This window comes from Bradyrhizobium rifense (assembly GCF_008123425.1).
Classification (GTDB): Bacteria; Pseudomonadota; Alphaproteobacteria; order Rhizobiales; family Xanthobacteraceae; genus Bradyrhizobium; species Bradyrhizobium rifense.
The window spans coordinates 51261-65923 of record NZ_VSSS01000056.1 but is presented as its reverse complement, the minus strand read 5'-3'; the positions used below and the strand labels follow the sequence as shown (position 1 = coordinate 65923).

General features: G+C 63.8%; 12 protein-coding genes. 3 read left to right on the top strand and 9 right to left on the bottom strand.

The window, feature by feature from the left end:
* Window positions 1–379: 379 nt before the first annotated feature.
* On the bottom strand, window positions 380–1540 hold the full coding sequence (hpnH, locus tag FXB40_RS33430; RefSeq protein ID WP_148776545.1) for an adenosyl-hopene transferase HpnH: 1161 nt from the start codon (window positions 1538–1540) through the stop codon (window positions 380–382).
* Between the two features lie 35 nt (window positions 1541–1575).
* Complete coding sequence (ispH, locus tag FXB40_RS33425) at window positions 1576–2502, bottom strand: 4-hydroxy-3-methylbut-2-enyl diphosphate reductase (protein ID WP_148776550.1); 927 nt, start codon at window positions 2500–2502, stop codon at window positions 1576–1578.
* A 460-nt stretch (window positions 2503–2962) separates the two neighbouring features.
* Between ispH and hpnN the strand changes: the two genes are divergently transcribed.
* On the top strand, window positions 2963–5551 hold the full coding sequence (hpnN, locus tag FXB40_RS33420; protein ID WP_148776544.1) for a hopanoid transporter HpnN: 2589 nt from the start codon (window positions 2963–2965) through the stop codon (window positions 5549–5551).
* On the opposite strand, the gene FXB40_RS33415 is transcribed toward hpnN, so the two are convergent.
* Window positions 5519–6157, bottom strand: coding sequence for a DUF2147 domain-containing protein (locus FXB40_RS33415; RefSeq protein ID WP_187437321.1), 639 nt, complete (start codon window positions 6155–6157; stop codon window positions 5519–5521). The two genes, hpnN and FXB40_RS33415, sit on opposite strands and share 33 nt — an antisense overlap.
* Before the next feature lie 142 nt (window positions 6158–6299).
* Here FXB40_RS33415 and hpnO point away from each other — a divergent pair, with 142 nt between their 5' ends.
* The gene (hpnO, locus tag FXB40_RS33410; RefSeq protein ID WP_148776542.1) at window positions 6300–7691 is read left to right on the top strand and encodes an aminobacteriohopanetriol synthase HpnO; all 1392 of its coding nucleotides are present in this window, start codon (window positions 6300–6302) and stop codon (window positions 7689–7691) included.
* 152 nt (window positions 7692–7843) lie between these two features.
* On the opposite strand, the gene FXB40_RS33405 is transcribed toward hpnO, so the two are convergent.
* From FXB40_RS33405 to FXB40_RS33380, 6 genes are all read right to left on the bottom strand, one after another.
* The gene (locus FXB40_RS33405) at window positions 7844–8608 is read right to left on the bottom strand and encodes an anti-sigma factor family protein (RefSeq protein ID WP_148776541.1); all 765 of its coding nucleotides are present in this window, start codon (window positions 8606–8608) and stop codon (window positions 7844–7846) included.
* Window positions 8605–9153, bottom strand: coding sequence for a sigma-70 family RNA polymerase sigma factor (locus tag FXB40_RS33400; RefSeq protein ID WP_187437320.1), 549 nt, complete (start codon window positions 9151–9153; stop codon window positions 8605–8607). Before FXB40_RS33400 ends, FXB40_RS33405 begins: the two co-directional genes overlap by 4 nt.
* 139 nt (window positions 9154–9292) lie before the next feature.
* On the bottom strand, window positions 9293–9622 hold the full coding sequence (locus FXB40_RS33395; RefSeq protein WP_148776539.1) for a cupredoxin domain-containing protein: 330 nt from the start codon (window positions 9620–9622) through the stop codon (window positions 9293–9295).
* Window positions 9623–9647: 25 nt separating this feature from the next.
* Window positions 9648–10592: a metallophosphoesterase family protein gene (locus tag FXB40_RS33390; protein ID WP_148776538.1), complete on the bottom strand. Its 945-nt coding sequence runs from the start codon at window positions 10590–10592 to the stop codon at window positions 9648–9650.
* A 178-nt stretch (window positions 10593–10770) separates the two neighbouring features.
* Window positions 10771–11607 carry an alpha/beta fold hydrolase gene (locus FXB40_RS33385; RefSeq protein ID WP_430648169.1) on the bottom strand — a complete coding sequence of 279 codons (837 nt, stop codon included), beginning with the start codon at window positions 11605–11607 and terminating at the stop codon, window positions 10771–10773.
* Between the two features lie 60 nt (window positions 11608–11667).
* Entirely contained in the window at window positions 11668–13287 is a 1620-nt protein-coding gene (locus FXB40_RS33380) for a GMC family oxidoreductase (protein WP_148776536.1), read from the bottom strand.
* A 174-nt stretch (window positions 13288–13461) separates the two neighbouring features.
* Between FXB40_RS33380 and FXB40_RS33375 the strand changes: the two genes are divergently transcribed.
* Window positions 13462–14634: a M20 aminoacylase family protein gene (locus tag FXB40_RS33375; RefSeq protein ID WP_148776535.1), complete on the top strand. Its 1173-nt coding sequence runs from the start codon at window positions 13462–13464 to the stop codon at window positions 14632–14634.
* Window positions 14635–14663 lie beyond the last annotated feature (29 nt).

The window sequence follows — 14663 nt, the reverse complement described above, 5'->3', positions numbered from 1 at the left end:
CCCAGCCTCGACGCGTCAAACTAAATTCGCAAAATACGAAATTCGTGCTTGCCTTCGATTGCACTCGAACTGACGGCGCGCCTCGAATTTGCGGTGCAGCACTGCGGAATCCCCGATCATTGCGCGTTTGTCGCTGATTTGCCCAACGCAGCAATGGCTTGACCGAATGGACATCGCGCCGTTCGGCTGGCGCGTTTCTACTTTGCATGGGGTTGTTTTGCACTTTTTTGCAGGAGGGCGGTCCAGTCCCGCAAGGAGGAGAGGGGGCAGCCCGCACATTGACTCCACGCCTCCCCGCTGCCGCTTGAGCTGAACAAAAGAAAAGGCCCGATCGCCATTGGCGACCGGGCCTCTTTTTGTTGGTGACTTGCGTTCGCGCTTACGCGGCCGTCGAAGCCTTCCGTGCAGCCTTCTCCTGCGCAGCAGCCGCCTCGTCCTTGCGGATCTCCGACAGGCGCTTCTGCACTTCAGCCGAGAAGATGTACTGCGCCGGGCGCTGCTTCGTCATGTCGATCTCGGGCGCCATCGGACCGGTGGTCCTGATGCCGAGCAGCGACACCCACATCGCCTTGATCGGGTTGTTGAGAGCTGCGGTCGCCGCCGTCGGCTCGTAGCCGCAATGGGCCATACAGTCGGCGCACTTCTCGTACTTGCCGGTGCCGTAGGTTTCCCAGTCGGTGGTGTCCATCAGCTCCTTGAAGGTTTTTGCGTAGCCTTCGCCGAGCAGATAGCAGGGCTTCTGCCAGCCGAAAATGTTGCGCGCGGGCATGCCCCACGGCGTGCACTCGTATTCCTGGTTGCCGGCGAGGAAGTCGAGGAACAGGCCGGAATGCATGAAGTTCCACTTCTTGCCCTTGCCCATCGCAAAGACGTCGCGGAACAGCTTCTTGGTCTTGGTGCGGTTGAGGAAGTGCGCCTGGTCCGGCGCGCGCTCATAGGCGTAGCCGGGCGACATCGATACGCCGACACCGAGCTCGACGGTGAGGTCGAGGAACTTTGCGATCTCCTCGGCCGGATGGCCGTCGAAGATGGTGGCGTTGACGTTGACGGTGAAGCCGCGGGCCTTCGCCGCCTTGATCGCCGAGACGGCGCGGTCGAACACGCCCTTCTGCGACACGGCCTTGTCGTGATGCTCCTTCAGGCCGTCGAGATGCACGGAGAAGAACAGATAGGGCGAGGGCTCGAACAGATCGAGCTTCTTCTCGAGCAGCAGCGCGTTGGTGCAGAGCGAGACGAACTTCTTGCGGGCGACGAGGCCGCGCACGATCTCGCCGATCTCCTTGTGGATCAGCGGCTCGCCGCCGGGAATCGCCACCATCGGTGCGCCGCACTCGTCGGCCGCGTCCCAGCACTCCTGCGCCGTCATGCGGCGGTTGAGGATCGCATCCGGATAGTCGATCTTGCCGCAGCCGACGCAGGCGAGGTTGCAGCGGAACAGCGGCTCCAGCATCAGCACGAGCGGATAGCGTTTGCGGCCAAGCAGTTTCTGCTTGAGCAAATAGCCGCCGATACGCATTTCCTTGAAGAAGGGGATTGCCATTACACGTTTCTTTCTGGGCTTGAAATTCGGGTAGGTCAGCTCGCAGCCAGTTGGGCCGGAAGCCTGAATTCGATGTTTTCCTCGCGGCCCGGAAGCACCGAGACCGTTACCGGTCCGATCCGCCGCAGCGCTTCGATCACGTCATCCACCAGCACTTCGGGCGCCGAGGCGCCGGCCGTGAGGCCGACGGTTTTGGCACCTTTCAACCACTCCGGATTGAGCTCGCGGCCATCGGCGATCAGATAACTCGCGACACCGGCCTCAGTGCCGATTTCGCGGAGCCGGTTCGAGTTCGAGCTATTGGTAGCGCCCACCACCAAGATCACGTCGACCAGCTTGCTCAAGTCCCTTACCGCAGATTGGCGGTTCTGTGTCGCATAGCAGATATCCCGGATGTCTGGGCCTTGAATATCTGTAAATTTGGCTTGAAGAGCCCCGATTATGTCCCTGGTGTCGTCGACCGACAGCGTGGTCTGGGTGATGTAGGCCACTGGCGTATCCGCCGGCAGCGCCAGGGCCTTGGCCTCTTCGACGCTCTGGACCAGCAGAACCGGCCCGGGAACCTGGCCCATCGTGCCCTCGACCTCGGGGTGGCCGGCATGGCCGATCAGGATCAGGGTACGGCCCTTGGTAATGTAGCGCTTCCCCTGATTGTGAACTTTCGTGACCAGGGGGCAGGTGGCATTTAGCACCGGAAGGTCGCGCGCGGCGGCCTCTTCCTCGACGCTGCGGGCGACACCATGGGCGCTGAAAACGGTGACAGCCTTCGGTGGAACTTCGGACAGTTCCTCGACGAAGATCGCGCCTTTGTTCTTCAGGCTCTCGACGACGTATTTGTTGTGCACGATCTCATGGCGCACGTAGACGGGCGGGCCGTACTTCTCCAGAGCCCGCTCCACGATCTCGATCGCGCGCACCACGCCCGCGCAAAAGCCGCGCGGCTGCGCTAGATAAACTTCCATTGGACGCCCATCACGCAAGTTGCACCAATCCGCTCATTGTCCCAGGCGGCACCCCGATACGGGCCAATGCTGCAATATCCGCACCATTGGTGTCGCGACCGCGGTAACCGCCCACCCCATCTGGGCCCAAGCGCATGCAGGCACAGCACTTTGTGTCAAAAAATCGGCGACAAGGAAAGGTGGAACAAGCCTCAGGGTTCCAAGTCAAGTCCAGTTCAGGTATTATAATACTTCAATTCGCGTGAGCAAGACGGCGACATTTGTGCTCACCCCTTCGTCACTTTACCGCCTCATCTCCGCGGCTATACCGGCCCTCCCGCATGATTTCGCCACGGTCTCCCGGCGTTTACTTCGAACCTTGTTCCCGCGAGAGCGACCCAAAACAGCAATAGGTTTCGCTTGGGAACTCCGATAAACAGCGGGCGTTTCCGGCAGGCTGTTAACACTAGAAAGAAAATACGTGCTGCAAAGCGTAGTCGTTGTCATCGTCAGGGCCTGTACCCGGTTTGCCTCCCTCGTCGTCGTTCTCGGGCTCCTGCTGGCAGTGGGGGCGGGCTATTACACGTCCCAGCACTTCGCTATCAACACCGACATCAATTCGCTGATTGCCCAGAATCTGGACTGGCGCCAGCGCGACCAGCAGTTCGACCGCGCCTTCGACCGTGACGCGACGATTCTCGCGGTCGTCGAGGCCAGGACGCCGGAGATGGCCACCGCAGCCGCGGACGCGCTGTTTGCCAAGCTGAAGGACAACAAGACCGAATTCCAGTCGATGCAGCAGCTCGGCACCGGTGAATTCTTCGAGAAGAACGGCCTGTTGTTCCTGCCGACCGAGGAAGTCGGCAAGATCACCGGCCAGTTCGAATCCGCCGCGCCCCTGATCGAGATCATGGCCGGCGATCCGTCGATCCGCGGCCTGACCGGCGCACTGGAGACCGGGCTCGCCGGCGTCAAGCGTGGGCAGGTCAAGCTCGACAGCACCGCGCGGCCGTTCAACCAGATCGCAGGGACGGTTGAGACCGTGCTCAACAAGGGCAATGCGAGCTTTTCCTGGCGCGAGCTCGTCAGCGACGAGCCACTGTCGGATTCCGACAGGCGCGCCTTCATCGAGTTCAAGCCGGTCCTCGATTACAACGCGCTGGAGCCCGGCAAGGGTGCCACTGACGCGATCCGCAAGGCCGCCGTCGATCTGGATTTCGCGACCAAATACCAGGCGCGGGTGCGCCTGACCGGGCCGGTGCCGATCGCCAACGAGGAATACGCCACCGTGCAGGAAGGCGCCGTCGTCAACGGCGTCGGCACGGTCGTCGTGGTGCTCCTGATCCTGTGGCTGGCGCTGCACTCCTCGAAGATCATCTTCGCGGTGTTCGTCAATCTCTTCGTCGGCCTCGCGCTGACGACCGCCGCCGGCCTGATGATGGTCGGCTCGTTCAACCTGCTGTCGATCGCGTTCGCCGTGCTGTTCGTCGGCCTCGGCGTCGATTTCGGCATCCAGTACAGCGTCCGCTATCGCTCCGAGCGCTACAAGCACGACGATCTCTCCGGCGCGCTGGTGCTCGCCGCGAAGCGCTCCGCGGTGCCGTTGTCGCTGGCGGCGATGGCGACGGCCGCCGGCTTCCTCTGTTTCCTGCCGACCGACTACAAGGGCATTTCCGAGCTCGGCCAGATTGCCGGCGTCGGCATGCTGGTGGCGTTCGTCTCCAGCATCACCGTACTGCCGGCGATGCTGAAGCTGCTGAATCCGCCCGGCGAGATGGAGCCGGTCGGCTATGCCTTCCTGGCGCCGCTCGATTACTTCCTGGAGAAGCACCGCGTGCTGGTCGTCGGCGGCACGTTGCTGCTGGCGGTCGCCGGCCTGCCGCTGCTCTACTTCCTGAAGTTCGACTTCAACCCGATGAACCTGCGCAATCCGAAGGCCGAATCGATCGCGACCTTCCTCGACCTGCGCAAGGACCCCAACACCGGCGCCAATGCCATCAACGTGATGGTCACCACGGAAGAACAGGCCAAGCAGGTCGAAGCGAAGCTGGAGAAGGTGCCGGAAGTGTTGCGGGTGATGTCGCTCGACAGTTTTGTGCCGGAAGACCAGCAGCCCAAGCTGAAGCTGCTCGCCCAGGGCGCCAAGGTCCTGAACCCCGCGCTCAACCCGGATCAGATCGACTCGGCGCCGTCCGACCAGGAGAACGTCGAGGCGCTGAAATCCTCGGTCGACAATCTGCGCCGGACCGCCGGTGACGCCAAAGGCCCGGGTGCGGTCGCTTCGCGCCGGCTCGCGGACGCGCTCGAGAAGCTCGCCAATTCGGATGAGGCGACCCGCAACAAGGCGCAGGACGTGTTCGTCACGCCGATGAAGATCGTGTTCGACCAGCTCAGGAACGCGATGCAGGCCGAGCCGGTCACCCTGAAGTCCCTGCCGCCCGATCTCGTGAACGCCTGGAAGAGCAAGGACGGAATCATCCGCGTCGAAGCTCAGCCGAAGGGTGATCCCAACGATAACGACACGCTGCGCAAATTTGCGGCAGCCGTGCTCGCGGCCGAGCCGACCGCGATCGGCGGACCGGTCTCGATCCTGAAGTCCGGCGATACCGTAGTGAATGCATTCATCCATGCCGGCATCTATGCGTTGCTGGTGATCGGCCTGTTGCTGTGGCTGACGCTGCGCCGCATCGTCGATGTGCTGATGACGCTGGTGCCACTTCTGGTCGCGGGCGCCGTGACGCTCGAGATCTGCGTGTTGATCGGCCTGCCGCTCAACTTCGCCAATATCGTCGCGTTCCCGCTGCTGCTCGGCGTCGGCGTCGCGTTCAAGATCTATTATGTCGTGGCGTGGCGGTCCGGCAGGACAAACCTGCTTCAGACCAGCCTGACGCGCGCGATCTTTTTCAGCGCACTGACGACGGCGACCGCGTTCGGCAGCCTTTGGCTGTCGAGCCATCCGGGCACGTCCAGCATGGGCAAGCTGCTCGCACTTTCTCTGGTGACGACGCTTGCCGCAGTGCTGCTGTTCCAGCCGGCCCTAATGGGCAAACCCCGTAATCTCAGGGAGTAGGCAGATGTCGCCGACGGGATCGGCGGTTGCGGTCTTCTGACCAGGCTTGGCGGCGACGGCAGCGTTCTTCGGTGCCGTGGTCGCGGGCGCAGGCGCTGCAGCGGGTGGCGTGGTTGCGGCCTTTGGCGCCGCGCCGATGGTTTTTGGTGCACCCTTGGCCATCGCATTAGAAGCGCTCAAAGGAATAGGCGGACCGACCCGGGTCCAGGTCTCGCCGCCGCACAGGAAGCCCAGCACGCAGCCCTTGATCTCGAGCTGGTCGGTGCCGACAGGCGTGATGGTCGCACTGTACATCTGACCATCTTTCGCGTTGTAGACCTGACCTTCCCATTGCTCGGCGCCGGCCGCCTTCTTCATGTCGATCAGGGTCGCCATGCCCAGTGTCGGTCTGTTCTTTTTTGAGACATCCGGGTTGTTCTCGTCGCGGCCTCCAGGCTGCTTTTCCCAGGAAACCGCGCCCCACATGCTGCCGTTGCATTGGGCAACGCGGATGTTGGCAACGCCATCGGCGACCCGCCAGTCGCCGGTGGGATCGGCGGCGAGCGCCGGTGTCAGGCCGACGTAACCGCCTGCCAGTATTATTCCGGTGTAAATGGCCAAACGCATGAGTGTTCCTTGGCAGTGCAACATGGTTTAAAGCTGTGCTTGCGAAGATGGTCCGAAAAAGGGCAAAAGGCCGCACAGACCCTTTTCCGTTTGCTGACCGTTTTCAGTTGACGAAGCGGCCCTCAACCGAAGTATGTAGCGGATGAACAGTCCAAATCCAGACATGTCCCAGTTGTTCGCGGACCGTCAGGCCCAGCGCAGCACCCTGCATAATCGGTATCTGAACGAGCAATTCGTCCGGGTTCTCAAGACCATCGGCTACGACGTCGGCTTCCAGAAGGGGCAGGGGCAGTACCTCTACGATCGCGAGGGGGCGCGCTATCTCGACCTCCTGTCCGGCTTTGGCGTGTTCGCGATCGGGCGCAACCATCCGGTGATGCGCGATGCGCTGAAAAGCGTGCTCGACGCCGATCTGCCCAATCTCGTCCAGTTCGACGTTTCGGTGCTGGCCGGCGTGCTCGCCGAGCGGCTGCTGAAATACGTTCCCTATCTCGACAAGGTGTTCTTCGCCAATTCCGGCGCCGAATGCGTCGAGGCGGCGATCAAGTTCGCCCGCGGCGCCACCGGCCGTCCCGGCATCGTCTACTGTGCCCACGGCTATCACGGCCTGACCTATGGCGCGCTGTCGCTGACCGGTGATTCGAACTTCCGCACCGGTTTCGAGCCGCTGCTGCCGGGTTGCACCTCGGTTCCGTTCAACGATCTCGCGGCGCTCGAGAAGGCGCTGGCTTCGCGCGAGGTCGCGGCCTTCGTGGTCGAGCCGATCCAGGGCAAGGGCGTCAACATGCCCTCCGATGAGTTCCTGCCGGGCGCGGCCGCGCTCTGCAAGAAGTACGGCACGCTGTTCGTCGCCGACGAAATCCAGACCGGCATGGGCCGCACCGGCCGCTTCCTCGCGGTCGAGCACTGGAACGTCGAGCCCGACATGGTGCTGCTGTCGAAGTCGCTGTCGGGTGGCCATGTGCCGGTTGGCGCGGTGCTGACGCGCAAGGGCATCTTCGACAAGATCTTCAACCAGATGGACCGCGCCGTGGTGCACGGTTCGACCTTCTCCAAGAACGACCTCGCGATGGCCGCGGGCATCGCCACGCTCGACGTGATGGAATCGGAGAAGCTGATCGAGTCCGCCGCCAAGCGCGGCGCCGAGCTTCGCCTCGCGCTCACCCGCATGGTGCCCGGCTACGAGCTGATGAAGGAAGTGCGCGGCAAGGGCCTGATGATCGGCATCGAGTTCGGCCCGCCGAAATCGCTGCGGCTGCGGGCGTCCTGGAACGTGCTGGAGGCCGCCAACAAGGGTCTGTTCTGCCAGCTCATCACCGTGCCGTTGTTCAAGGATCACAAGATCCTGACGCAGGTCGCCGGTCACGGCAGCCACACCATCAAGCTGCTTCCGCCGCTCACCATCACCGAAGAAGACTGCAACTGGATCGAGCGCGCCTTCGACGACGTCATCGCCGGCAGCCACAAGGTCCCCGGTGCGATCTGGTCGCTTGGCAAGACACTGGTGGACAACGCGGTGCGGCGGTCGGCCTGATCTAGCGCTAAGCGCGTCCCCGCTCGTCATTGCGAGCGAAGCGAAGCAATCCAGAATCTTTCTGCAGAAAGACCCTGGATTGCTTCGTCGCATCAGCGCAAAATTGCTGAGGCAATTTTGTCGCGAGCTCCTCGCAATGACGGCGGAGACGACTACCCCTCCACATTCACCTTCATCGCTGCCTCGAACTTGTCGACGAATTCGGTGAGCTCGTCGCCGCCGATATCGCTGACGGCCCAGAAGTTCAGGCCGCGCTCGCCCCAGCGGCGGCAGTTGAAGCCCTGCATGGTCTGCGTCTTCGGCGGCCGATGCTCGGTGCTCGCGGTCTGCGATACGAACAAATTGATGATGTGCTGCCGGCGCTTGTAGACGACGGCGCCGATGGCGCGCGCATCGACATAGTCGAGCCGGCCGCCGACCAGCGTGAAGCCCTGCGCGGTGAGATCGATCACCGGTGGCGCAACGTCGAGCTTGCCGTTGAACCATGGTTTGACGGTGTGCTGGTCGGTCGAGACCACGTCGATGAGGTGGCCGGCCTGGAGCGAGCGCAGATGGGCGGAGACGACTTCCGAGAGGATGCGCTGCTGGTCGTCCTGGCGCAGCACGACGGCGACGACGCCGGAGGCGGCGAGTGCGGAGACCGCAGATCCCATCGCAAAGCCGCGCAGCACCGAACGTCGGCTGGGCTGCGGCCGCGCTTGTGGCATCGACGCTTCGATACGGGCGCGGAGGCCAGCGGGAGCGCTGTAGCTCAGCTTGGTGTCGGCCAGCACGCGCTTCATCTCGCGTTGTGCCGCCAACTCGGCCGCGCAGGCCGGGCAGCTGGCGATATGGGCTTCGACCTCGCGCGCATGGCCGGCATCGAGCTCGTTGTCGAGCAGCGCGTGAAGCAGGATTTGTGCTTCGTCGCAGGTCATTTCGAGTGCTCCTCTTCCGCCGTCCAGGCCGCGCGCAGCATGGCGCGGGCGCGGGCGAGGCGGGACATCACGGTGCCGACGGGGGCACCGACAGCTTCTGCAATTTCACGATAGGACAGGTTGTTGATCTCCCGCAGCACGAAGGTTTCCTTGAACGGCTCGGCGAGCGCGTCGATCATCTTGCGAATGGCGCCGGCGTCGCGGCTGCGCAGCACCTCGGTCTCCGGGCTCGCCTCGTTCTCCTGCCACATCGGGGTCTGGTCGGCGGCGCCGGGCGTGTCCTCGATCGCGGCGTGCGAGTGCGCGCGTCTGGCGTATTCGGCGTTGCAGACATTGCGCAGGATCGCGAACAGCCACGGCTTCATTGCCGGGCCGCGATAGCTGTCAAAGTGCTTCAGCGCGCGCAAATAGCATTCCTGCACCGCGTCCTCCGCGTCGGAGGCGTCACGCAGCAGATAGCGTGCGAGCGTGTAGACGTCGTCGAGATAGGGGAGCGCTGCCTCGCGGAAGCGCTGCGCCTTCTGGAAATCGTCGCTGACGGGCATCGCCTCTCGCTTTGCCTCTTGCTGCGTTTCGGACGTCGTTGCGTGCTTCGTGTCGTTGTTGGGCCTGACCGAAGGCACGCGAGCCCGGCCGGCGTGGGACCACCGGCCGGGCAAGACAGAGATGCCTTGGTTGGAGACGTTACTCAACCTTGATCATCCCGGTCATGTGCGGGTGCAACGAACAAAAATACTTGTAGTCGCCCGCATTTGTGAAGGTGAACGTGAACTTGTCGTCGGTATCCAGGGTCTTGGACCTGAACTTGCCGGCCGACACCACGGTATGGGGGATGTCGTCCCGGTTGGTCCAGGTTATGGTCGTGCCGACCTTGATCTTGAGTTCCGGAGGCTGGAAAACGAAATTGTCGATATGCACCTCCATGTTGGTGTCGTCGGCACGGGCGGTTGTGACGGGTAGCAGGATGGCCGCGGCCACAGCGACCCCGAAGTCGCGGCGATTGAGTGTCTTCATTGTCAGCTTCCGTTCAGCCCCTGAATCAACCCTGCAGCGGCGTGTCGATGATCGCGAGCCGCTGCTCGTTCTGCTTGAAGTTGATGCTGGCGACCCCGAGCATCGAACGGAGCTTGGCGTCCTCGACCTTCATCGGTCCGGGCGAGGCGGCGGTGCCCGGCGCCGGCTGCGGGAAGGCGGTCGAGCGCGCGGTGTGGAAGGTGACGTTGCCCTCGACCTTCTGCATCACCTGGTGGATGTGGCCGTTCAGCACGGTGACCGAGCCGAAACCCTTGACGTATTCGAGCGCGCGGCCGCCGTCCTCGGTGCCCCAGCCCCATTCCGGATAGACGGTCCAGAGCGGAATATGCGCGAACAACACGACAGGCGTGGATTTCGACTTGCCGCGGAGGTCGTCCTCGAGCCAGGCTAACTGCTCGGCGCCGAGATTGCCGAGGCCGCCGCCCTTGAGGTCGACGACGTTGACGAGGCCGACGAAGTGCACGCCGCCGGCGTCGAAGGAGTACCAGCCCTGGCCCTTGGTGCCGCGGCCGTAGCGCTCGCGATAGAACTTCACTTCCTCATCGAGGAAATCATGCTCGCCGGGCACGTAGTGCACGTCCAGCTTGGACTGCGAGATGATGCGATCGGCGTTGTCGAACTCGGAGGCTTTCGACAGATGGGTGATGTCGCCGGTGTGGATCATGAACGACGGCTTGACCGGCATCGCATTGATCTTGTTGACGGCTTCCTCCAGCGTGCCCAGCGCATTGGGGTTGGCCGGCTTGTCGAAGCCGACATGGCTGTCGCTGATCTGGAGGAAGGTCATGCCGGGCGCCGCGGCGGTGGCGGCCTCAGCTGAATCGATGATGCCGAGCGAGCGCGGCACGCCGCCCGAGATGGTCCAGAGCACCCCGGTGCCGGCCCATGTCATGCATTCCAGCACCTTGCGGCGGCTGACGCCGTCTTCCCCGTGATCGTGTCCGCTCATCGCACGTCTCCTTTGGCCCGGAATTGGGCCGTCTGGGAGGTGATCGGGGCAGGGGCGGGTTTATTCGCGGGGGGCGATGACGTTTTCGTGAGGTGGGGTCACACACGCCGTTTGAGCCCGCGGCACGGCAGCGCGCAATTTGTGGCGCTGCGTCCGGGACAAGGAGATGAACGCGGATCTACGCCGAAAATTCCCGGACTGCCCGCAGCACGAGGGCGGGGGCTTCCTGCGCCACGCAGTGGCCGGCGCCTTCGAAGGCAAGCGCCCGGGCGTGCGGGATGAGCGCCATGGCACGTGAAGCCATCTCCTTGTAGACCAGCCCCGAGGTCTCGGCGGTGGTCACCGTCACGGGGCACGCGATCTCGCCAAACCAGGCGAACGGATTGCCGCGCGCGTCGCCGACGTAAACCTGCTCCATCGCCTCGTAGATCGGGCGCAGCATCGCCGACTCGATCTCGGGCGTGCAGCAGAGCCGCACCCGGCCATTGTCGAGCGGCGTAAAACCGTGCCGCACATAGGCCCACAGCGAAGCCTCGGTCCAATCCGCAAAAGCGGGCGCGGCACGGTAGCGCTTGAAGACGGCATCGTGACTGTCGAACTCCGCCTGCCGGCGCAGCGCGCCCTGCACGCGGGACAGCGATTGTTCGCTCAGTCCCACGGATGGATCGCGCGCCGCGTGTGGGTTCATCACGGTCGGCTCGATCACGAACAGGCGCGTGAAGCATCCCGGCAGCAGCTTCGCTGCCAGCAACAGATCGGTTGCGCCCGCGCTGTGACCGATGCCGTAGACCTCGCGCAAGCCCAGCGCGCCGATCACCCGGCAGATGTCGTCGGCATAGTCCGCAAAGTGATAGGCGCGGGGCTTGTGGCTTGCGCCGTGGCCGCGGCGATCGAGCCCGTAGACGGTGTAGGTCGAGGCGAGATCGCGCGCGACCTCGTCCCAGACGTCGGCGACAAAGCCGGTGCCGTGCACGAGCAGGGCGGGCGGTTTTCCGCTCTCGCCCCATTGCAACATGGCGATCTCCGCGCCGGTGGGGCCGATAGAAAAGCGCTGACTGATCATGGTGATTGGATGCTACTTCGCATCCTCCAAAATCATCGCAGCCCCCTTTTCGGCGATCATCGCGGTCGGCGTGTTGGTATTGCCCGAGGTGATCGTCGGCATGATCGAGGCGTCGACGACGCGAAGACCGCTGAGGCCATAGAAGCGCAGGCGCTCGTCGACCACGGCCATGGGATCGCTCACCGCGCCCATCTTCGCCGTGCCGACGGGATGGAAGATGGTGGTGCCGATATCGCCGGCGGCCTTTGCCAGCGAGGCATCGTCGTCGCCGACGGTGGGGCCGGGCAGATATTCGCTCGGACGATATTTTGCCAGCGCGTTCTGCTGCATCAGGCGGCGCGTGGTGCGGATGGCGTCGGCGCCGACCTGGCGGTCGTCATCGGTCGACAGATAGTTCGGCGCAATGATCGGCTTTTCGTCCGGCGTCGCCGCGCGCAGACGCACAGTGCCGCGCGAGGTCGGCTGCAGATTGCAGGCGCTCACCGTGATCGCCGGGAAGCGATGCAGGGGATCTCCGAACTTGTCGAGCGACAGCGGCTGCACGTGGAACTGGATGTTGGCGCGCGCGCGTGTCGCATCGGAACGCGTGAAGATGCCGAGCTGCGACGGCGCCATAGTCAGCGGACCGCGGCGGCGGAAGGCGTAGTCGAGGCCCATCAGGCCGCGGCGGAACAGATTGTAGTAGGTTTCGTTCAGCGTCCGCACGCCCTCGACCTTGTAGATCGCTCGCTGCTGGAGATGGTCCTGCAGATTGCGCCCAACGCCGGGCTTGTCCATCACGATGTCGATGCCGAGCGGCGACAGCCAGTCGGCGGGCCCGATACCGGAGCGATGCAGCACCTGCACCGAGCCGATTGAGCCGGCCGAGAGGACCACCTCGCGCTTTGCACGCGCCTCGATGATCTCGCCGTTCTGGATGAAGCGCACACCGACGGCGCGGCCCTGCTCGATGATCAGACGATCGACCAGCACATTCTTCTCGAGCCGCAGGTTCGGCCGGTTCAGCGCCGGCTTGAGAAAGCCGCGCGCCGACGACCAGCGCCGGCCGCGCTTCTGGTTGACGTGGAAATAGCTCGTGCCTTCGTTGTCGCCGGTGTTGAAATCCGGGATGCGCTTGATGCCCATCTCCTCGGCGGCATCGCCAACGGCATCGAGAACCTCCCAGGACAGCCGCGGCGCCTCGATGCGCCAACCGCCGCCGGTGCCATGATGCTCGCTTGCACCCAGGAAGTGATCCTCGAGCCGTTTGAACAGCGGCAGCACGTCATCATAGCCCCAGCCGGTCATGTCGAGCTGGCGCCAGTGATCGTAATCGGCGGCCTGTCCGCGCATCGAGATCATGGCGTTGATCGCCGAAGAGCCGCCGATCACCTTGCCGCGGGGATAGGCGAGCGCGCGGCCGTTCAGGCCGGGCTCGGCCTCGGTCTTGAACATCCAGTCCGAGCGCGGATTGCCGATCGCGAAGAGATAGCCGACCGGAATATGGAACCAGATCCAGTTGTCGTCCCCGCCGGCCTCGAGAATGAGGACGCGGTTTTTGGGATCGGCCGACAGCCGGTTGGCAACGATGCAGCCGGCCGTTCCGGCGCCCACGACAATATAGTCAAACTCACCTTCGAGCCGCCTTGGCATTCTGCTTCCACCCGGATGGTCTCTAAACGTTCCTTCCTAATAGGCAGACGGAGACGACCGGGACAAGTCCGGCCATGCCGCATCGGCAGAGCTAGACCCGATCCCCGGCAGTTGGGTGGACTGGTGCTTGCATGGTAGACAGGCCTGCAATTTCAACAAAGCTCGAGACCATCCATGCCCATCGTGAACCGCGTCGCCGACCTTCAACCCGATATCCAGGCCTGGCGGCGGGACATCCACCAGCACCCTGAGCTGCTGTATGATGTCCACCGCACCGCAGCATTCGTCGCGGATCGCCTGCGCGAGTTTGGTTGCGACGAGGTCGTGACCGGCATCGGCCAGACCGGCGTGGTGGGCGTGATCAAGGGCAACAAGCCGGCCGGCGAGGGGCTCAAGGTGATCGGAATGCGGGCCGACATGGACGCGCTTCCCGTCGATGAGCAGACCAACCTGCCTTACGCCTCCAAAACTCCGGGCAAGATGCACGCCTGCGGCCATGACGGCCACACCGCGATGCTGCTCGGCGCCGCGCGCTATCTCGCCGAGACCCGCAACTTCGCCGGCGATGCCGTCGTCATCTTTCAACCTGCCGAGGAGGGCGGCGCCGGCGGCGCGGCGATGGTCAAGGACGGCATGATGGAGCGCTTCGGCATCGAGCAGGTCTACGGCATGCACAATGGCCCCGGCATTCCGATCGGCTCGTTCGCGATCCGGCCCGGCCCGATCATGGCGGCGACCGACGAGGTCGACCTCATGATCGAGGGCCTTGGCGGCCACGCCGCACGTCCGCACAAATGCGTCGATTCCGTTCTGGTCGGTGCACAGCTGATCACCGCGTTGCAGTCGATCGTCGCACGCAGCGTCGATCCCTTGGAATCGGCCGTGATCTCGATCTGCGAGTTCCACGCCGGCAACGCCCGCAACGTCATCCCGCAAACCGCGATTCTGCGGGGCACCATCCGCACGCTGACGCCTGAGGTGCGCAAGCTGGTCGAGAAGCGCGTGCGCGAAGTCGTGGCGGGCGTCGCCCAGATCACCGGCGCCAAGATCGATCTGCACTACAAGCGCAACTATCCCGTGGTGAACAATCACGCGGCGGAGACCGAGATTGCGTCGCGCATCGCCAAGCAGGTCGCTGGCGATGCCAACGTGCTGGAGATGTCGCCGCTGATGGGCGGCGAGGACTTTGCCTACATGCTGGAAGCGCGTCCCGGCGCGTTCATCTTCTGCGGCAACGGCGACAGCGCCGGCCTGCATCACCCCGCCTACAATTTCAACGACGAGGCGATCGTGTTCGGCACGTCGTACTGGGTCAAGCTGGTCGAGGAACAGCTCGCGGCGTCCTGAGCCTCGATGCCGAAGCAGAAATGAAAAAG